Origin of the sequence: Parabacteroides sp. MSK.9.14, assembly GCF_019041495.1 — a bacterium.
Classification (GTDB): domain Bacteria; phylum Bacteroidota; class Bacteroidia; order Bacteroidales; family Tannerellaceae; genus Parabacteroides; species Parabacteroides merdae.
The window spans coordinates 86,170-105,528 of sequence record NZ_JAHPXO010000004.1 but is presented as its reverse complement, the minus strand read 5'-3'; the positions used below and the strand labels follow the sequence as shown (position 1 = coordinate 105,528).

Here is a 19,359-nt window from a genome sequence, read left to right as displayed (position 1 = left end):
TCCATCTTCTCCCCTCCCTTTTCTTTTTCCGTCAATCCATGCAAAACGTATAGAGCGAAGCTTCGCCCCGCCGGAGCAGTTTCGCTTTTTTCGTACCCGGGGCATAAACGAAGGTTTCCGCCACGACAACCCTCTGGTTCTTTTCATCGAGATGGGCATGGCTGACAAACGGGCCGCCCATCATGTCGCCTTCCATCTCCCATAAGCCTCGCACGACTCCACAGTATTCCCCGTTCTTCGAGATTGCCTCGTAAGAGGGGGTAAAACGCTTTTCGGTCGTCATATAAGAACCGGGAAACGCCCCCTGTATATGTTCTCCCAAAACGGAATCGCGCATGGCGACCAGATAATCCAACGTAAACGTGCGTCCGCTGACATAAGGAAAACTATACACGACCATATCGATCCGTCCTCTCGTGCCATGATCAGTCACCCAAAAGAAATCTGCCGTATCTTTGTAAGAACACATCTCTTCCGGAGCATACAGCTGCGCATTGAAACGTGCCCTCACTTTGTCATTCACCCAGACGCTATGCGAACTTTCCAGATAATCGGCCTGCCGTTCCCGTTCTTTCTCTCCCAACCAAGCAACCAATGATGTGCCTTGTTTTTCCAAGTATTCAGCCAAAATCCGGGAAGAAGGAGCGTTGAGCGTAACCACTTCCTGCCCCGTAGCCCACCGGTCTTTTTCCTTATGTACAGACACTTTTGTATAAAGGGATTCATCGATTCGGACATGGATAATGTTGCGGACATAATGCAGCAGACCGTTAAACTGGAAAGGCTCGGCATACGTCACCCGCATGGCCGGCTCATTCTGCGGCAGTCCCGGAATAGGAGCAGTCAGTTGGTCGTACAGTAACCGACCCGCTTCCCCTTTCCACGCATCTTTGTCCATTACCACCAATACTTCATAAGCAAAACCAGTTGCCCTCTTCATAAAGATAGACTGTTTAGCCGGTTTGGATGACCGATTACAAGCGGTCCCCCCTATCAGGGCGATCAGAATCAAAGTTAATAGAAATCGCGTTCTCATATCATTCCTCCATTAGATTATCTTAAAAAATTAAATTTACACGAAACAAAGATAGAGAGGAAGAAAAAGAAAGAAAAGAGACGATGCCGGACAAGTGAGACACCGGATAACAAACTAATATACAACCATATAAACCAATCAAAAAGTAACAAATATCCAATTTGGCGGACAATCCGTCTCTTTCCGGTCCTTAATAAAGACGAATAAATTGATCCAAATCGACCTTCTCATCCAGTCGGAGCTTCTTCTTCAACCGGTTTTTCGATTTGGTCAGTGCTTCCGAAGTATTATTGAAAACAGCCAATTGTTCCTTCCGCGAGAAGTTCCATTTGACCAGACAGCAGATTTCCTGTTCATGGCGGGTAATCCCTCGCTTCTCCTTCAAGTCGGACAAGACATGGTGGAAAAGGATATCGGTCAGATGGAACAGCCCATTCCATTCCTCGCGGGTAAGGTTCGTGCGAAGCGGATCCTCTTTCAACTGGACCAGCATCGAAAGGGAATCGGACTGGCATTCGTTTTCAACCGATAAGGAGGAAATTATCCGCTCGCTCTCCCGGAGTTTCTGCTGGTAGAACTCAAGGTCAGACATCCGTTCCTTATAGTATTCGGATTCGGATGCCGAATGCAACAAGTCTTCTTCCAACTGCTTCACCTGCCTGGCATATTCGTAACGTTCCTTTTGCCAACGGCAGATGGCCGCTTTATTCCGTTTCAGCTTCTCCTTCACCAACCGAAAGCGTTCTTGTCTGCCACCCGTACGAAACCCGACCGCAAATCCGAGCAAGGCTCCTGCGATCAGGGCGACAAAACATAAGGTAAATAATACGAATGTCCAGGGAAAAGGAAGATCCATACCGTCTATATTTTGTTTTTCAGATATTCATAAACAGCCAGTTGTGCCCGGACTTTCACCGGGTTGCCATCCCGTTTGAAATTGTTATGTAGATGTTCGTCGATCAAACAGGCTTTTACATTATCTTGCAACTGGATATTCAGGATATCTATGATATTTCGCTTGATCTCCGCATTCAGAATCGGGAAAGCAGTCTCTATACGCCGATTCAGGTTCCGGCGCATCCAATCGGCAGAAGTCAGGAACAGCTCCTCCTCACCATCATTATAGAAGTACCAGATGCGAGAATGTTCCAGAAACATATCCACTATACGAGTAACCTTGATATTCGCACTGAACGGACGGTTCGGAACCAGGCAACAAATCCCCCGGACAATCAGGTCGATTTCCACCCCGTTCTCGCTTGCGTTATACAATTCATTGATCATATTCTGGTCATGCAGTCCGTTCATCTTCAACACGATGCGTCCTTTACGTCCGGCCTTCACGTGCTCAATCTCCCGATGGATCATGCGAGTCAGTTCCGGCACCATATTGAAGCGGGCGACCAGCAGATGGCGGAATGTCGGTCCGGCCAGCTTCCCTTCCAGCACCGCAAACACTTTGTTTATATCGGTTATCAATTCCGCATTCGAAGTCAGCAACGCCATATCGGAATAGATGCGTGCCGTTTTTTCATTGAAATTGCCGGTACTCAAATAGGCAAAATCCCGCCGCTTGCAGCCGTCTTCCGTATCTTTCCGCAGAATAACCGCCACTTTTGCATGTACTTTCAGACCGGGGATACTATAGATGATGCGAATACCCGCCTGCTCCATCCGTTCGGCCGTACTCATATTGTTCTCTTCGTCGAAACGGGCTTTCAACTCCACAAAGACCGTCACCTTCTTCCCGTTCTGAGCAGCGCTGATCAACGTGTTGATAACAGCCGAATTCTCCGCCACCCGGTATTGCGTGATTTTGATCTCATCTACTTTCGGATCAAAAGCCGCCTCCATCAAGAAGCGGATCAGGTAGTCGAAAGACTGATAGGGGAAATGCAACAGGATATCCCGTTTTTTCACCGCCCGGAAGACAGAGCCCATCTCGTCCAGAAAAGGCACACGCATGGGAGACGGGACCAGCTGCTCCAGTTCTTTTCCTCTTGGATTCGGCAGTTTGATCAGATCCTGCAAATTGTTATACCGTCCTCCCAATACCAGATCGTCTGTGGTAATACCAAAAGCATTGCATATAAACGCCAAGAAATCATCAGGCATATTGCTGTCATACATAAATCGGCTTAAGGCACCGATCTTGCGCTTTTTCACTTTCTTACGAATGTTTTCCACGATATTCCCGCCTTTCTCGTCATCCAGGTAAATATCGGCATCCCGTGAAATCTTGATGCTATAACAACTCTCCACCACATAACCGGGGAAGATACTGGACAAATTGGCCCGGATAATATCGTCGATAAACATGATATAGTGTTTTCCTTCATGCGTAGGCAATTCGATAAAACGAGGTACTTTCGCATACGGGATTTTCATCAGGGCATAATAATAGTCCGGCACATAATCAGGCTCCGCCATCCGCTTGCTCTTTTTCACCATCCGGATCACCAGATAAAGACGACGGTCGCGTATGAACGTACGGATATCCCCCGCTTGTATCATGACCGGCGAGAGAAAAGGGAACACCTCTTCATTGAAAAAGTTATGCACGAATTCTTCATGAAACGGTTCCGGCCGGCTGTCCTGATACAGGTAGATATCCTGCCGGTTCAATTCCTGCAATACTTTGGAGAATATGCGATAGTATTCGCGCTGCTGTCGGTTCACCTCTTCCGTGATTTCGGCAAGCGTCTCTTCGGCTTCCACCCCGCTTTCTTCGGTGAAGTTCTTTTTCATGATTACTCCCCGGTGCTCGGCAACCCTTATTTCGTAAAACTCTTCGAGATTGGACGAATAGATCGACAGGAACTTGATACGCTCATAGATAGGGAGCGTTTCATCCTCCGCTTCCAGCAAAACGCGATAGTTGAAGGACAACCAGCTAATATCACGTTTAAAGTATTTATGTGAATTCTCCATCGTATTATTATCTTCGGTCGGTAAATATAAATACTTTTGTGGGATAAAAGAAATTGTTATGCTTAAAATAGGACTTCTTTCAGATACCCACGCCTGGTGGGACGACAAGTACATGGAATATTTCTCGGAATGTGACGAGATCTGGCATGCTGGAGATATCGGTTCGGACACACTGGCGGCACGCCTGGCTGCCTTGAAACCGCTTCGTGCCGTATATGGCAACATCGACGGGCAATCGCTTCGGCTGCAATATCCGCAGGTCGCTCATTTCAAAGTTGAAGAAATAAACGTGATGATGACACATATAGGAGGCTATCCCGGACGTTATAACCCGCTTATCCGGAAAGAACTGTACGACACCTGCCCTAATCTTTTCATTGCCGGACATTCGCATATCCTGAAAGTCGCTTTCGACAGAAGTTTGAATTGTTTGTATATAAATCCGGGAGCAGCCGGTAAAAGCGGGTTTCATCAGGTAAGGACTCTGGTACGTTTCGTTATAGACGGGAAACAGATCAAGGATTTGGAAGTTATTGAATTGGGGAACCGATAAGAAGGTGTCAAAACATCTTCATCACGATCTTTTAGTAAACAGTAATTTGTTCTGACATACCTCCTTATCGATTCTAACAACCAACACAGCAGAAATTTTCTGCCAGCAGGACCGTGTTTTGCAAATAAGCAAACTCCTGTTCAAAATATTCGCTGAAAACACCCGAACCCAGATTTTCTTCAATTTGTTTGGAAGTCCAGAGCTTTCCGTTCGGTTGTTTGATCTGATCCATGACCTTTTCTGAACGCACACACATCACATACAAGTTCACCAGATGTTTCACCTTTTCGTTCTCAAATGTGTACCGAATCAGGAAGCGGGGCATGACATCTTCTTTTTCACCCAAGCCACCCATTGTTTCACGCACCGTACTTTCTATACTATGACGGAACAAAACATAGCTGTAGAACGGATAGTCGATCGTATCAGGAGATACAAAAGACTTCTTCCCTCTGTTTACCAGATAAAGCATTCCCTGATAAATAACAGCCACACGTACGACAGGATGATAATACTTTTTTGGTAACGAACGACTTACGGATCGAGCTATGCAACCTATCACCTTTCCACCGTCGTTCAGAACAGGTAACCACATTTCTTTCCGAAGGCTGCCTTGCATCATCGAAATCCTTATCTGTTCATATAGAATCAAAAATACTCCGATAACGATCCCAAGCTCTCTGTATAAAAAACGCTCCATACGCACGCTCTGCATCGTTTCGGGCAGAATACTGTATACCAAAATAATGAACAGATGCAATGTATAAAGGTTCTGGATGAGCTGGGCGACAAAAAAGAATTCATTTAACGTAGTACGCATCAATGTCCGCTTGTAGGTCGGATGCTGAGAAGTCCGGATCCGCCGCAATATTGTCCGCTTGGCAAACCCCAAAAACGCCAATACCACAACCAACAACACTTCTGTTATCAACGGAGAATAAATAAACAACACCGGTTCAAGCCGAAGGCAAAGAAAAATCGAATAAAGAACTAATGTTGTCGCAGCCGGTAACAACAAAAATTGATAAACCTTATCCTTACTCAGGATCTGAAACAAGAAAATACAAACGAAACAAAAGGTAACGCCGATTATGAAGGATAACAAATATGAAAAATAATTATCCAAAAACATAAACAGCAACAGTGGCACTAAGCCTATAGCCTGATTATCCAGGCTCCTCTTCACTTTGTTCATACCCTTTCCACCTTTTTTCCCTTTATAACATAACAAACTGTACAGAGAAATGTTTTCGCCATCATACGTGTTTTTCAGCGTGATAAGAGGAACGGACCAGTGGAGCGCTTTCCACCTTTTTGAACCCTTTTTGTAAAGCAATTGATTTATAAGACTCAAACTGTTCGGGCGTAACGTATTCTTTTACCGGAATATTTTTCCGGCTTGGCTGCAAGTATTGCCCGATTGTCAAGACGGAGACACCGGCAGCCCGCACGTCATCCATCAATTCGCAAACTTCCTCGACTGTTTCACCTAAGCCTACCATTATACCGGTCTTGGCAACAACGCCTTGTGCAGCTATACGCGCAAGCACGGAAAGGCTCACTTCGTACTTCGCGGCACTACGCACTTCGGGACTGATACGGCGAACGGTTTCCATATTATGGGATATTATTTCGGGAGCGGCTGCCACCACTTTATCCACCAGTTCCAACCGTCCCTGAAAGTCGGGGATTAAGATCTCTACTGTCGTTTCAGGATTAACCGCTTTTATCGTACGGATCGTATCCACCCAATGCTGCGCACCCAAATCAGGCAAATCATCCCGGTCGACAGAAGTAATCACCGCATGTTTCAAATTCATCAGTCGGATGCTTTCCGCCACATTCGCAGGCTCCTTCGGGTCCAACGGGAGCGGCTTGCCAGTCAACGTATTGCAGAAACGGCAAGAACGCGTACAGATATCTCCCGCAATCATAAAGGTAGCCGTCCCTCTGCTCCAGCACTCTCCCATATTCGGACATTTTCCGCTGGTGCAGATCGTATGCAGGCAGTGGGATTCAACGATGCTTTTTGTTCGTGTGAACTGTTCGTTCCCACCCAGCCGGATTTTTAACCAATCCGGCTTTCTCAAATGTTCTGACATTATAAGTTACAAATTATCAAATAAAAAGTTAGACATTCTGGTATACAGATGATAGCGGGTGTTTCCACCGTAAATACTATGATTACGGTCTTTGTAAACCTGCATTTCAAACTGTTTACCGGCTTGTACCAAGCTCTCAGCATAATCCATTGTCTGCTGGAAATGCACATTATCGTCGGCTGTGCCATGAATCAACAACAACTTCCCCTGCAAATCCTTCGCCAGACGGATCGGTGAAGTAGCGGCATACCCTTCAAAATTTTCTTTTGGCGTACGCATGAAACGTTCCGTATAGACAGAATCGTAATATTTCCAATCGGTAGGAGGTGCAACAGCAATACCGGCTTTGAAAGTTCCATTGCCAACACTCATGGCCATCAGCGTATTGTAACCGCCGAAGCTCCATCCCCAGATAGCCATGCGGCTCTTGTCGACAAACGGCAATTTGCCTAAAGCCTGTGCCGCTTCCACCTGGTCCTTGGATTCCAGTTCACCCATCCGCAGATAGGTACATTTACGGAAGGCTTCTCCGCGGGCTCCTGTACCACGTCCGTCCACACAAACCGTAATGATCCCGTTAGCCGCCAGATATTGTTCCCAGTCAAAGCTATATTTATCCAATACCTGCTGGGAGTTCGGGCCACTGTACTGGAACATCAGAACCGGATATTTTTTCGACTCGTCGAAATCGACCGGCTTCACGATCCATGCATTCAGTTCATAATCGGAAGCTGTACGCACTTTGATAAACTCTTTCTCGGCATATGAATAACCAGCCAGCTTATCGACTAAACGGGCATTATCCTGCAGGACACGCAGGACTTTATTCGACTTCGTCTCGTTTACGGTGATTTTAACCGGCGTATTTGCATTTGAATATTGATTTACATAATAAGCGAAGTTATCGCTGAATGTGGCATTATTCGTTCCTTCCTGTGTGGAAAGTTTCGTCTTTACTCCTTTCGCATCGATTTTATATATAGCACGCCGGATCGGACTTTCTTCGGCCGATTCATAATAGACCGTCTTTGTCGCTTCATCATAACCCAGAAACGCAGTCACATCCCAATTGCCCTTCGTCACCTGGCGCTGCATGACACCCGTAGGAGAATACAGATAAATATGCGCATAACCATCCTGTTCGTTTACATATGAGAAACTGTTCGCATAGAAATGGATGGAGTTCAACCATTCCGAATCGACATAAGCCTTATTTTCATCACGCAGGATCAAACGGAAAACACCGCTTTTCGGATTCGCATAATACATATTGAAAACATTCTGATGACGGTTCAAGGTCATCACAGCCAACTGATCGTCATTATTCGTAAAAACAATCCGCGGAATATAGCTGTCCGCTTCTACCGGAACTTTCAATTCTTTTGTATCCTTCGTCGTCACGTCATAAGAATGCAACGTAACTTTCGAATTCTTCTCACCAGCCTTCGGATATTTATAATTATAATAGCCGGGATATAATCCCTCTCCGAACATCTGCATCGAATATTCGGGAACTTCCGATTCGTCAAAACGCACAAAAGCCAGCTGCTCGCTGTTCGGAGACCAAGCCATCAGGTTCGTTACGGCAAACTCTTCTTCATAGACCCAATCGGTAATGCCATTCAGGATTTTATTCATTTCACCGTCTTTCGTCACCTGGACCTCTGTATCATAATCGAATTTACGAATCCATATATTATTGTCACTCACATAAGCGACCATCCTCCCGTCCGGCGAGAATGTCGGAATCATCTGCTTGCCTTTCGAATCTGAAATCGGTTTCACATAATTACGGCGCACATCGTAGTCATACACATTCGCCTTGAATGAACGGCGATAGATCGGTTCCGTATCGCGCCATACAAGAATATGGTGTCCGGTACTGCTAATCGTGTATCCGTCGAACTTGTCAAACGTACACTCACGCGCTTTCTCTGTATTGAATAAAGTATCGACCGGATTTCCAGTACGATAAGAATACTTTATAATCATGTTGCGAGCATCATTCATCGCCGTATAATGCTCGCCATCAGGCATAGAACGCATTTCTCCAATATTAGTAACCTGGCGGAACTGACCGTCTGTAATTTCTTTTAAATCGACACGTTTGCTCCCATTCTGGGCTGCCAGGCTCCCAACCAGCAAGAACGAAAGTAAAGCACCAAACCCTAATCGTTTCATGTATGATTCTATTTTTATCTTAATATTTCAGTTAGAACGGATTGCAAAGTTACTACATTCTTGCGGATTTATTATCTTTGCCCCTATGGAAAACAGCAAACCATATCGTGAATTCGGAGATTTCCTGCGGGAACTATTTCCTTATAAAGTGCAAAAGATATCAATCAATGCCGGCTTTACCTGTCCGAACCGCGACGGGACGAAAGGTTTCGGCGGTTGTACCTACTGCAACAATCAGACGTTCAGCCCGGAATATTGCCATACAGAAAAAAGTGTAACGGAACAACTGGAAGAGGGCGTTCGCTTTTTCTCCCGCAAATATCCGGAGATGAAATATCTGGCCTATTTCCAAGCCTATACAAACACGTATGACGAACTGGATTCGTTGACTTCTAAATATGAAGAAGCACTCGCCTGTCCGGGTGTCGTCGGACTGATCGTCGGTACACGCCCGGACTGTATGCCGGACACGCTATTGGATTATTTCTCCGCTTTATCCCAAAAGAAGTTCGTAATGATCGAATATGGCCTGGAGAGCACGCTGGACCGTACTTTAACCCGTATCAACCGGGGACATACACATGCCGAATCGGAAGAGGCCATCCGCCGCACAGCGGCCCGGAACATATACACGGGAGCCCACTTGATCTTAGGCCTTCCGGGAGAAAGCAGGGAAGATATATTACACCATGCCGACATCCTGTCCGCCCTTCCGCTCACAACACTGAAGCTTCACCAGTTGCAACTTATCCGAGGCACGCGCATGGCTAGGGAACAGGCGGAACACCCCGAACAGTTTCATCTCTATACCGCCGATGAATACATCGACTTGGTCATTGACTTCATAGAACGATTAAACCCCTCTATTGTCGTAGAGAGGTTCGTATCACAATCCCCTAAAGAGTTGCTGATTGCACCAGATTGGGGGCTTAAGAATTTTGAATTTACAGCCAAGGTAAATAAACGTATTTCAGAACGAAATGCGCGGCAGGGGCGTCTGCTCAATCCTCCTTCTTCGGAGCCAGTTCTCCCTGGTATGTGATATTCTGCCTATTAGTCGGCGTTACGCTTATGATCGCGGAACCATTTGAAAATACTTGCACATCGAAACGGAAAGTATCTTCTTTGGTACGGGCTACGAATTTAATTCGAGCGGTCCCCTTCTTATCGAAGGTTGATTGATAATCGGTAATTGATTCTTCAAAACGCATCCCGTCACCTCCACCATACGGTAAAGAATATGCCCTACCGAAATAAGGCAGATAAGAAATCGCCGAATCACCGCGCATTTCAAGAGAATAAGGAGTCGTCAGATGAACCGTACGTCCTCCCATTGGTAACGCCCGATCTACCTCGATCGTAAACCGGCCGTTTTCTATCATTTCCTTCATTTCTTTTGCTTTCTGTTCTTCCCTTTCCTTCTTACTTTGAGAATAAAGGGATTGTCCCCCGAAAAAAAGAACAATCCCTACAAAAAAGAATAACCTAATGTTTCTCATATAACCTTAAATAACTAAACACTATTATTTGCCTATGTATATATAAGACAATTCTAAGCCTTGAAAGGTTTATTCGTTTATCATTAAATTACCTTAAAAACAAAGACTTGATTACGATCTGATTTCAAACATTAACTACTTGCATTTGTATATGTCCCTTAACTTTGCTTTATTTGTCCCTTCAATTTTCTGAAACAGATTAATAATTTTATGGAGAAAAAACATCAGTATCAAGGATTAACCAAACAAGAAGTAGAAGAAAGCAGGCGCCTTCACGGCGAAAATATCCTCACTCCTCCAGAGAAAGCCTCTCTATGGAGCCAATTTCTTGAAAAATTCAATGACCCGATTATCAAGATCCTATTGGTGGCATGGTTCTTATCCATGATTATCGCCGGCGTACATTGTTGGGGACCGGAGGCTAAAGGCTTCACTGCCTTCCTCGAACCGATCGGCATATTCTTTGCAATCATGTTGGCATCTTGTGTCGGCTTCTTTTTCGAAGTCAAAGCAAACAGGGCATTCAATGTTTTAAACACGGTCAATGATGATATTTTCGTGAAGGTGATCCGTGAAGGGAATATCTGCCAAATTCCGCGAAAAGAGGTTGTCGTCGGCGATATAGTCGTACTTGAAACAGGAGAAGAGGTCCCGGCCGACGGACATTTATTGGAAGCGATCTCCCTCCAGATTAACGAATCGACACTGACCGGCGAACCGATCATCAGCAAGACGACAAATGAAGCCGACTTCGACGAAGAAGCGACCTACCCGTCCAATGTTGTCATGCGCGGAACGACCGTCGTTGACGGACACGGTGTAATGGCAGTGGAGAAAGTCGGCGATGAAACCGGATACGGGAAAGTGTATGAAGGCTCGCAGATAGAAAATAATATCGACACACCGTTGCAGATGCAGCTGGCAGGGTTGGCAAAGGTGATCAGTAAAGCCGGCTATGCGATTGCTGCCATCACTTTCATTGCGCTGCTGACAAAAGTCTTGCTGTCCTCATCCGGGATGCCGGTCATGGACTTGATTTCGCACATCCTGAATATCTTTATGGTAGCCGTCACGTTAATCGTCGTTTCCGTACCGGAAGGCTTGCCGATGAGCGTGACACTCAGCCTTGCACTCAGCATGAACCGCATGCTGAAAACAAACAATCTAGTCCGTAAAATGCATGCCTGCGAAACAATGGGGGCTACCACGGTTATCTGTACCGATAAGACCGGGACACTTACGCAAAACCAGATGCAGGTATATCAAACGAACTTTTACAACCTGAAAGACCAGAAATTGGTAGACGATGAACTGAGCGTGCTAATCAAAGAAGGAATATCAGTCAATTCGACTGCCTTCCTCGATTTCTCCGAAGAAAAGATAAAAACATTGGGGAACCCGACGGAAGCAGCCTTGCTGCTATGGTTGAACAGCCAACATCAGAATTATCTGGAAATAAGAGAAAATGATCGGATACTGGACCAACTGACATTCTCCACCGAACGGAAATATATGGCAACAGTCGTACAATCATCCTTATTGGGCAAACGCGTGCTGTATGTCAAAGGTGCCCCGGAAATCGTACTGGCGAACAGCAATCGGGTGGCTATCGACGGGACCTACAAACCGGTAGAAGAATGCAAAGCCAGTATCGAAAAGCAACTGCTGGACTATCAGAACCAAGCTATGCGTACGTTGGGATTCGCCTATCAGATACTGGAAGACGGGCAGGATGCCACATTCTTCGTGAACGGACGACTGCACAAGACGGACCTTACTTATTTAGGTATCGTCGCTATTTCCGACCCTGTCCGTGCTGATGTTCCGGCTGCTGTCCAAAGTTGCCTTGATGCCGGCATCGACATCAAGATCGTGACCGGCGACACTCCGGGAACGGCTAAAGAGATCGGACGGCAGATCGGAACCTGGAAGACCGGAGACACCGAACGCAACATCATCACCGGCCCAGGCTTCGAAGCCTTGACTGACAAAGAAGCGCTGGATCGCGTGCTCGACTTGAAGATCATGTGCCGCGCCCGCCCGACTGACAAACAACGCCTGGTACAATTGTTGCAACAAAAAGGAGCCGTAGTGGCCGTCACAGGTGACGGTACCAACGACGCCCCGGCCCTGAAAGCCGCACAGGTCGGACTATCTATGGGAGACGGAACCTCCGTGGCAAAAGAGGCAAGCGACATCACGATCATAGACAACTCGTTCAGTAGCATTACCCGTGCGGTGATGTGGGGACGTTCCCTGTACCGGAACATCCAGAAATTCCTGTTGTTCCAGTTGACAATCAATGTGGCGGCCTGTCTGATCGTCTTATTGGGCTCCCTGTTAGGAACCGAATCTCCGCTCACGATCACCCAGATGCTTTGGGTAAACCTGATTATGGATACATTTGCCGCCGGTGCACTGGCTTCGCTGCCGCCTAACGAACGGGTGATGAAAGACAAACCCCGCCGAAGCGGTAAGGACGGCGACTTTATCATTACCCGCCCGATGGCTTACAATATTTTCGGTGTCGGTCTCGCATTCGTAATCGTTTTGATGGGATTGTTGCTCCACTTCCATGCACAGGATGGACTGACGCCGCACGACCTATCCTGGTTCTTCAGTTTCTTCGTGATGCTTCAATTCTGGAATATGTTCAATGCAAAAGCGTTTATGGAAGACCGCTCGGCATTCGCCAACCTCAAAGAGAGCAAGAGTTTCCTGACGGTGGCCCTGCTTATCATCGCCGGGCAATATCTGATCGTCACGTTCGGCGGCGAAATGTTCAGTGTCGTCCCGTTATCTTGGAAAGACTGGGGAACCATTATCGGCTCGACTTCTCTGGTTCTCTGGATCGGAGAGATAGGCCGGTTAATCGAAAGATGGAGAAAATAAATAAAAAAAGAGGGTTGCGCAAAAAACTGACGCAACCCTCTTCACTTACATCTAAATCATTAACAGAGATTCTTACTTCTTGTAAGTCTTATACCCATAAACAGCCAAGTCACCCAACTCTTCTTCAATACGGAGCAACTGGTTGTATTTCGCCATACGGTCCGAACGGCTCAAAGAACCGGTTTTGATCTGTCCGCTATTGGTAGCAACAGCGATATCGGCGATCGTAGCATCTTCAGTCTCACCCGAACGATGCGAAGTGACGGAAGTATAACCGTTACGGTGTGCCATTTCGATTGCATCCAGTGTTTCGGATAACGTACCGATCTGGTTCACCTTGATCAGAATAGAATTGGCACAGCCTTCCTCAATGCCTTTCTTCAGGAATTCTACGTTTGTCACGAACAGGTCGTCACCGACCAACTGGCATTTGCTTCCCAACGCTTCAGTCAACAGTTTCCAACCGGCCCAGTCGTTTTCGTCCATGCCGTCCTCGATAGAGTCGATCGGGTATTTAGCAACCAATTCGGACAAATAAGCGACCTGCTGCTCGGCAGTACGCTTAGCACCTTTGGCTCCCTCAAATTTCGTATAATCGTATACGCCATCATGATAGAATTCGGAAGAAGCACAGTCCATAGCGATCGTCACATCCTTACCCGGCTCGTATCCGGCAGCTTTAATAGCGGCCATGATGGAGTTCAAAGCGTCTTCCGTTCCATCCAAAGCAGGAGCGAAACCACCTTCGTCACCGACAGCCGTACTCAGGCCGCGATCGTGCAACACCTTCTTCAAAGCATGGAAGACTTCGGCCCCCATACGCAAACCTTCACGGAAACAGCAAGCTCCAACCGGACGGATCATAAATTCCTGGAAAGCGATCGGGGCATCAGAATGCGAACCGCCATTGATAATATTCATCATCGGGACAGGCAATACATATGCATTCGTCCCGCCGATATAACGGTAAAGAGGCAGGTCCAAATAGTTAGCTGCCGCCTTGGCAACAGCCAGAGAAACGCCTAACATGGCGTTGGCGCCTAAATTAGACTTTGTCTTCGTACCGTCGAGTTCAATCAGTTTATGGTCGACCTCACGCTGGTTCAGGGCGCTCATGCCCAGGATAGCGGGAGCAATTACATTATTTACATTATCGACAGCTTTCAGAACGCCTTTGCCACCATAGCGTTTTTTGTCGCCATCACGAAGCTCGATTGCTTCGTTTTCACCGGTAGAGGCACCAGAGGGAACAGCTGCACGGCCAAAAGCGCCGGAAGCCAAATGTACATCTACTTCAACAGTCGGGTTACCACGTGAATCAAGAACTTCTCGTCCTACTACTTTTACAATTTCCATACTTTTACTATTTGAGTTTTATCTTTCGTATAAATATAACAAAAGAGGACGAGGCTTTGTTGGGGAAAGGGGATCAATATTGTCTATCGCCCCATTTACAACGACATCGACAATTCGATCCGACATCCTAAAGCGTTCATTATGCGATAGAATGTTTATACATAACGAATCCCAAAAGGAAATGCCACCTCCCCTACTTTTTCCGAACAAAACTTTCCGGCTTTCAGATAAACGATTATCTTTGTTACACTATCCGGCATTGGATAGCGACCTAAAACCTGTCAAACTATGAAATCAGACATGTTTATTGATCCGAAATCGGATTACGCGTTTAAAAGGTTTTTCGGCACTGTGTCGAACAAGGAGCTTACAATCGGCTTCCTGAACAGCCTGCTTAACAAGGATATCAAAGATATCATATTCCACAACGTGGAAATGCAAGGCAACAATACTGATAGCAGGAAAGCTGTATTCGATTTGTTTTGTGAAGGATCGGATGGAGAGCTTTTCATTGTCGAAATCCAGAAAAAGAGACAAAAGTACTTCTCCGACCGTGTACTTTACTACGCTTCGTTTGTTATACAAATGCAGGCTGATATAGAAAGCGAGAAGTTCCGGTTGGCAAAGGAGGAGGAGAGAAGACGGTGGAACTATCATATCAACAAAGTGTATGTAGTCTGCTTTTTGGACTTCCGGCTCGATACGCGCTACACAGACAAATATCGTTGGGATGTCGTGCGCATGGACCGTGAACTGAAAATTCCGTTCAGCGAAACACTGAATGAGATCTACTTGGAGCTTCCAAAGTTCAACTTGAACTTTGAGGAATGCGATACGTTTTACAAAAAATTTTTATACACGATGAACAACATAGACATTATGGGACAGTTATCAAAAGAAACAATACAAAACGACAAACTCCTGCGAAAACTCAAAAGCGCTATCGAACTACAACGCATGAGCGCTAAAGAACGCTTAGCATACGAACTAAGCATTGCAGCCGAACGCGACCTGGCTGCCTGCATGGCTACAAGTTTTGAGGAGGGGGAGGAAAAAGGAATAGCTAAAGGCATCACCGAAGGAATGCGCAAAATCATCTTGAACATGAAGCAAGCAGGCATGGATCTTGCCACCATCGCCAAAACTGCGGGACTGCCGGAAAAAGAGGTAGAGGCGCTATTGAAATGAATTACAGCCTTGAAGGATCAAGATGAACTGCAACGTAATAATATAACGAAGCCCTTGCAACCAAACGATTGCAGGGGCTTGTTTTTTGTCTGCCTCCGGTCTTCACAGAGGGAAGGGCAGAAGAACTTTTTATAATTTCATTAACTTTAGTATTAATATTCACCGTTTGTTCCCCCTCGCGGGGTAATTGGACGCTCCCAGGCAATGGCAGCAAGGCCGGCTATCCGGGAAATACCGCACGGTGATATTTAGAATTATTTGATTATAAAATGTCATATGTCTCTGTAGGGGCAGGGTTCTACTCCGCCCTTAAGATAGACAGTATTGTTTTTTAGTATCAATCGTTATTTAACGATAGCTTTTACAGCTTCTTCACCTTCAACAGCTACGACTACGATACCCTGCGGAGCAGCGATTGTAGCGTTGTCAGAAGAAACAACCGTGTTAGCCACTACCTGGCCCAAGATGTTGCTGATGACAACTTTCTTGCCGGCAGCACCGGCAATTGTTACGTTGCCTTCGCCAGCGATAACCTTAATTGCTGCTACTTCCACGTCCTCGTTAGCTGTTGCATCGCCTTTGCCCAATGTAACAACCAGAGCTTTTTCCACCTGATTTGTAAAGCCTAACTTACCATTCAGGTTGTACAGATAATAGTTCGGAGCAGAAATCGGTCTGATTACATAGCTGCTTTCAGAAGCCTTCATAATGTAGAACTTGAAGTTATCAACACCACCCAGGCATACATCTTCTTCTTCCTCTTCTGCAACCAAAACAGACTCACCGTTTACAGTCGTAGAGATTGTGTCGATACCAGCCAATGTTGCCGGACGGAAAATTGCTTTCAAATCGCCATCACGTCCATCTACTTCTGTATAAGAACCTTCCAAAGCATAGTTTACATTATATACATAATCAGCCTTGTTAGCATCCCAATGAAGCATAGAATCCGTTGCGAAATACAAGAAGTCTCTTGCTTCTTCTTCACCATTACCTTTAGAGATATAGAAAGAATGGAAATCCTTGTCGATATCAGCTGTATCCAACCAGAATGTCATACCTTCGCCGATAATACCTTCCAAGATACCGTTCTTGTTCTGTTTCACAGCAACAGCACCTTCTTCGCTATTGAATGTAGCGTGACGTGCTACAGCTTCCAATGATTCAGAAAGAGCGTTAAAGTCAACCGTTACAGCTGAATAAGGAGCATTCAGTTCATCCAAAGTTGCAGAAGCAGCGTCAAAAACAGCAGTTGTTGTATTTACAGACCATTTGTTAGCATCATACTTAATCAGACCACTGTAATTTACTTCATCATTTCCAGCTGTAATATCAGTTTTGCCCAACTCAATCATAGCATACGTTCCATCTACATTTTTCTTGAAGAATACACGTTTGGCATCGTCTTTAGCAGTTGCAGCTTTATAATCACTAGTAACACCACCAAAATACTGCTTAGAATTATCGTTCTTCAAATTGTACAGCAAATAAGAAGTCGCAACGTTTACAACAGAGTCTTTCTGTTTTACATCTGTTCCGTCCAGATAAGCATATTTCATCTTATTTTTTACGCTTTCAGCCTTTTCAAACATCCACTGAACGCTATAAGCCGGATTGTTGATAGGAACAAAGTAAGGACTAGTACCTTCTTTGTAAGCCATGTACAGCTTTTCAACCGTTACCGAACCAGTACCGTTGAATACCAATTCAGTCTGCTGGCTCAACTGTGCATCTGTCAATGCCAAGAAACCTTCGCTTTCAGTTGTCGGAGTCAGTTTGACAATCTGATATTTCCAGTTACTAATATCGGTCAAGTCCACAGAACCTGCAACAATACCTGTAACAGCAGTACCTGTGCTCAATGCAGCAGTACTGATTGCATATTCGCCAGCCTTGTCAGTCTTATACATGCTGACAGTGAAAGTCACGTTTGTTTCACGGTTTTTGAATTCGAAGTTACGTCCACTAACAGCAGAAACAACCCACTGAGCCAACGGAGCATTTACATCTACATCTTCCGGAGCTGCTACGGCTGCGCCGAATGCAGCAGCACCATAAGTCGGGATCAAATATTTGCCATACAAAGAAGCAGCAGCAGCAGTAGTGTTAGCCGGCTTAGTTCCCAAGAAAGAGATGTTGTAGATAGCAGCATCGTCTGCTTTCAATACGTCAGCAGCAGCAGCCCAAGTGTTGCTTGTTGTCATAGCCAAAGACAGTTTGTCGGCGTTACCGAAACCAACAGTCGTGATATAAGTCTTGATACCACCTGTAGTCAAAGAGTAAGCACCTACAAACAAGTTTGAAGCAGCCGTGTTGTCATTACCTTCAACTTTAGCAGAAGCCAATGTAATCGTATATTCACCTTCTGCATTCTGAGGATCGTCTTCTGAAACAGCAAAAACACCGTTCACGCTTGCAACTTTACCATCTTTCTTAACGTTGTTATCGGCCAACTTGTTACCTTTTACAGTTGTAAAGTCGTAGCCTTCACCAGTTGCAGCATCCAAGCCTGTGATACCAAAGTTCTTTTCCGGATTCAATACGATAAATGTGGCAGCTTCAACCTGTGCTTTTGTAAAGCCTGTTACCAACAGTTTCTTACCGGCAGCGTCAGCTTTAACAAAATACATACCAGATGTTGCAGGAGTAGAAATTACACTTACAGTCAATGCAGCATCTACAGTAGATGCATCTACAGCAATCATCTGATCTGCAAACGGATTGACATCCGGATCAGAAACTGCATTTGGGAATGCAAACTTGAAGCCTTGACCGGAAAGGTTGGCGTTCAAATCATCGACAGTGAGGTCTGTTTTAGCAACCCATGCTGTAGCTGCTGTTCCCGCAGCACTTACATCATATGTCGTAACGGCAGTTGAATTAACTTCAAATTGACCAGCCAAATTCAAAACTTTCAGTTTTGTAAAATCCAATCCTTTACCTTCTACAGTAAAGATGTTTGTAACAGTTGCAACATCTGTCACATTACCACTTAACGCATTACCATTTGCTTTCGTCACATAAAACGGTTTTCCATCAGCTTTCAATGTAAACGTAGAAAAGTCACCAATTGCATTGTAAGCATAATCAGCAATTTCAAACAAAGTAGCATTTTCGATAGCAAGATCACCTGTAGCATTATAAGTGGAAACAGCCGTTCCATTTACTTTGTAAGTTTGATCTACTTTGATGAAACCATTTGTGTTACCTAAGTAGAACTTTGCACCATTCTGCAGATCACCTTTTGCGGCTTCCGCTGTAGGAGCAGCGTTTGCAGAACCAAGCAACGCACCTACCATCAGTAAGCCCGCTGTCAAAAGAGTAGAAATCTTCTTGTTCATAATCTAAACTTTAATATTAATAATACAATAATTGAAATGTTCGTCCTATATATATGTACACGCGTTAATAATGTACACGTGTTAACTTTCGTATTTTGATAGCAAAAACGATCGTTTTTTTCGTCATTTTTTTCGCCTCTTTTTGGAGTTCGTGTTGAAAAGGTGGTTTTTTGTCCTTAAATTGCTATCTGATTGATAAGAAAGGATATAGAGATAAGATTTTTTTTCAGGAAAAGGGTTGTGGTTTTAAAAAGTATATGTATTTTTGTGGTGTAAAAAT

The 19,359-nt window shown here is 45.2% G+C and carries 13 protein-coding genes; 4 read left to right on the top strand and 9 right to left on the bottom strand.

Annotated features, from left to right (window positions below):
• Positions 1–31: 31 nt before the first annotated feature.
• From KTG12_RS03625 to KTG12_RS03615, 3 genes are all read right to left on the bottom strand, one after another.
• The gene (locus KTG12_RS03625; protein WP_122116034.1) at positions 32–1,036 is read right to left on the bottom strand and encodes a DUF4837 family protein; all 1,005 of its coding nucleotides are present in this window, start codon (positions 1,034–1,036) and stop codon (positions 32–34) included.
• Between the two features lie 190 nt (positions 1,037–1,226).
• Positions 1,227–1,892, bottom strand: a complete 666-nt coding sequence (locus KTG12_RS03620) for a hypothetical protein (RefSeq protein ID WP_122116033.1) — start codon at positions 1,890–1,892, stop codon at positions 1,227–1,229.
• A 5-nt stretch (positions 1,893–1,897) separates the two neighbouring features.
• Positions 1,898–3,967, bottom strand: coding sequence for an RNA degradosome polyphosphate kinase (locus KTG12_RS03615; RefSeq protein ID WP_138272719.1), 2,070 nt, complete (start codon positions 3,965–3,967; stop codon positions 1,898–1,900).
• 58 nt (positions 3,968–4,025) lie between these two features.
• On the opposite strand from KTG12_RS03615, the gene KTG12_RS03610 reads away from it, so the two are divergent.
• Positions 4,026–4,520: a metallophosphoesterase gene (locus tag KTG12_RS03610; RefSeq protein ID WP_138272720.1), complete on the top strand. Its 495-nt coding sequence runs from the start codon at positions 4,026–4,028 to the stop codon at positions 4,518–4,520.
• A gap of 73 nt (positions 4,521–4,593) precedes the next feature.
• Here KTG12_RS03610 and KTG12_RS03605 read toward each other — a convergent pair whose 3' ends face one another.
• The 3 genes from KTG12_RS03605 to KTG12_RS03595 all read right to left on the bottom strand — a co-directional run bounded on the left by KTG12_RS03605 (position 4,594) and on the right by KTG12_RS03595 (position 8,803).
• Positions 4,594–5,715, bottom strand: coding sequence for a hypothetical protein (locus tag KTG12_RS03605; RefSeq protein WP_138272721.1), 1,122 nt, complete (start codon positions 5,713–5,715; stop codon positions 4,594–4,596).
• Between the two features lie 61 nt (positions 5,716–5,776).
• Positions 5,777–6,622, bottom strand: a complete 846-nt coding sequence (lipA, locus tag KTG12_RS03600) for a lipoyl synthase (protein ID WP_138272722.1) — start codon at positions 6,620–6,622, stop codon at positions 5,777–5,779.
• A gap of 6 nt (positions 6,623–6,628) precedes the next feature.
• Positions 6,629–8,803, bottom strand: coding sequence for a S9 family peptidase (locus tag KTG12_RS03595; RefSeq protein WP_046451671.1), 2,175 nt, complete (start codon positions 8,801–8,803; stop codon positions 6,629–6,631).
• An 85-nt stretch (positions 8,804–8,888) separates the two neighbouring features.
• Between KTG12_RS03595 and KTG12_RS03590 the strand changes: the two genes are divergently transcribed.
• Positions 8,889–9,845 carry a TIGR01212 family radical SAM protein gene (locus tag KTG12_RS03590; RefSeq protein ID WP_122116044.1) on the top strand — a complete coding sequence of 319 codons (957 nt, stop codon included), beginning with the start codon at positions 8,889–8,891 and terminating at the stop codon, positions 9,843–9,845.
• Here KTG12_RS03590 and KTG12_RS03585 read toward each other — a convergent pair.
• A complete protein-coding gene (locus KTG12_RS03585; RefSeq protein ID WP_138272723.1) occupies positions 9,805–10,302 on the bottom strand; it encodes a DUF4251 domain-containing protein in 498 nt (165 codons plus the stop codon). The two genes, KTG12_RS03590 and KTG12_RS03585, sit on opposite strands and share 41 nt — an antisense overlap.
• Before the next feature lie 210 nt (positions 10,303–10,512).
• On the opposite strand from KTG12_RS03585, the gene KTG12_RS03580 reads away from it, so the two are divergent.
• The gene (locus KTG12_RS03580; protein WP_138272724.1) at positions 10,513–13,194 is read left to right on the top strand and encodes a calcium-translocating P-type ATPase, PMCA-type; all 2,682 of its coding nucleotides are present in this window, start codon (positions 10,513–10,515) and stop codon (positions 13,192–13,194) included.
• A 72-nt stretch (positions 13,195–13,266) separates the two neighbouring features.
• On the opposite strand, the gene eno is transcribed toward KTG12_RS03580, so the two are convergent.
• A complete protein-coding gene (eno, locus tag KTG12_RS03575; protein ID WP_005634808.1) occupies positions 13,267–14,550 on the bottom strand; it encodes a phosphopyruvate hydratase in 1,284 nt (427 codons plus the stop codon).
• 288 nt (positions 14,551–14,838) lie between these two features.
• Between eno and KTG12_RS03570 the strand changes: the two genes are divergently transcribed.
• Positions 14,839–15,738 carry an Rpn family recombination-promoting nuclease/putative transposase gene (locus KTG12_RS03570; RefSeq protein WP_005634804.1) on the top strand — a complete coding sequence of 300 codons (900 nt, stop codon included), beginning with the start codon at positions 14,839–14,841 and terminating at the stop codon, positions 15,736–15,738.
• A gap of 344 nt (positions 15,739–16,082) precedes the next feature.
• Here KTG12_RS03570 and KTG12_RS22160 read toward each other — a convergent pair whose 3' ends face one another.
• Positions 16,083–19,079, bottom strand: coding sequence for a DUF6383 domain-containing protein (locus tag KTG12_RS22160; protein WP_138272725.1), 2,997 nt, complete (start codon positions 19,077–19,079; stop codon positions 16,083–16,085).
• Positions 19,080–19,359: the final 280 nt, after the last annotated feature.

Coding starts and splice junctions, on each gene's coding strand:
- KTG12_RS03570 (WP_005634804.1), top strand. CDS start 14,839: ATGAAATCAGACATGTTTATTGATCCGAAATCGGATTACGCGTTTAAA.
- KTG12_RS03625 (WP_122116034.1), bottom strand. CDS start 1,036: ATGAGAACGCGATTTCTATTAACTTTGATTCTGATCGCCCTGATAGGG.
- KTG12_RS03580 (WP_138272724.1), top strand. CDS start 10,513: ATGGAGAAAAAACATCAGTATCAAGGATTAACCAAACAAGAAGTAGAA.
- lipA (WP_138272722.1), bottom strand. CDS start 6,622: ATGTCAGAACATTTGAGAAAGCCGGATTGGTTAAAAATCCGGCTGGGT.
- KTG12_RS03620 (WP_122116033.1), bottom strand. CDS start 1,892: ATGGATCTTCCTTTTCCCTGGACATTCGTATTATTTACCTTATGTTTT.
- KTG12_RS03615 (WP_138272719.1), bottom strand. CDS start 3,967: ATGGAGAATTCACATAAATACTTTAAACGTGATATTAGCTGGTTGTCC.
- KTG12_RS22160 (WP_138272725.1), bottom strand. CDS start 19,079: ATGAACAAGAAGATTTCTACTCTTTTGACAGCGGGCTTACTGATGGTA.
- KTG12_RS03585 (WP_138272723.1), bottom strand. CDS start 10,302: ATGAGAAACATTAGGTTATTCTTTTTTGTAGGGATTGTTCTTTTTTTC.
- KTG12_RS03595 (WP_046451671.1), bottom strand. CDS start 8,803: ATGAAACGATTAGGGTTTGGTGCTTTACTTTCGTTCTTGCTGGTTGGG.
- KTG12_RS03610 (WP_138272720.1), top strand. CDS start 4,026: ATGCTTAAAATAGGACTTCTTTCAGATACCCACGCCTGGTGGGACGAC.
- KTG12_RS03605 (WP_138272721.1), bottom strand. CDS start 5,715: ATGAACAAAGTGAAGAGGAGCCTGGATAATCAGGCTATAGGCTTAGTG.
- eno (WP_005634808.1), bottom strand. CDS start 14,550: ATGGAAATTGTAAAAGTAGTAGGACGAGAAGTTCTTGATTCACGTGGT.
- KTG12_RS03590 (WP_122116044.1), top strand. CDS start 8,889: ATGGAAAACAGCAAACCATATCGTGAATTCGGAGATTTCCTGCGGGAA.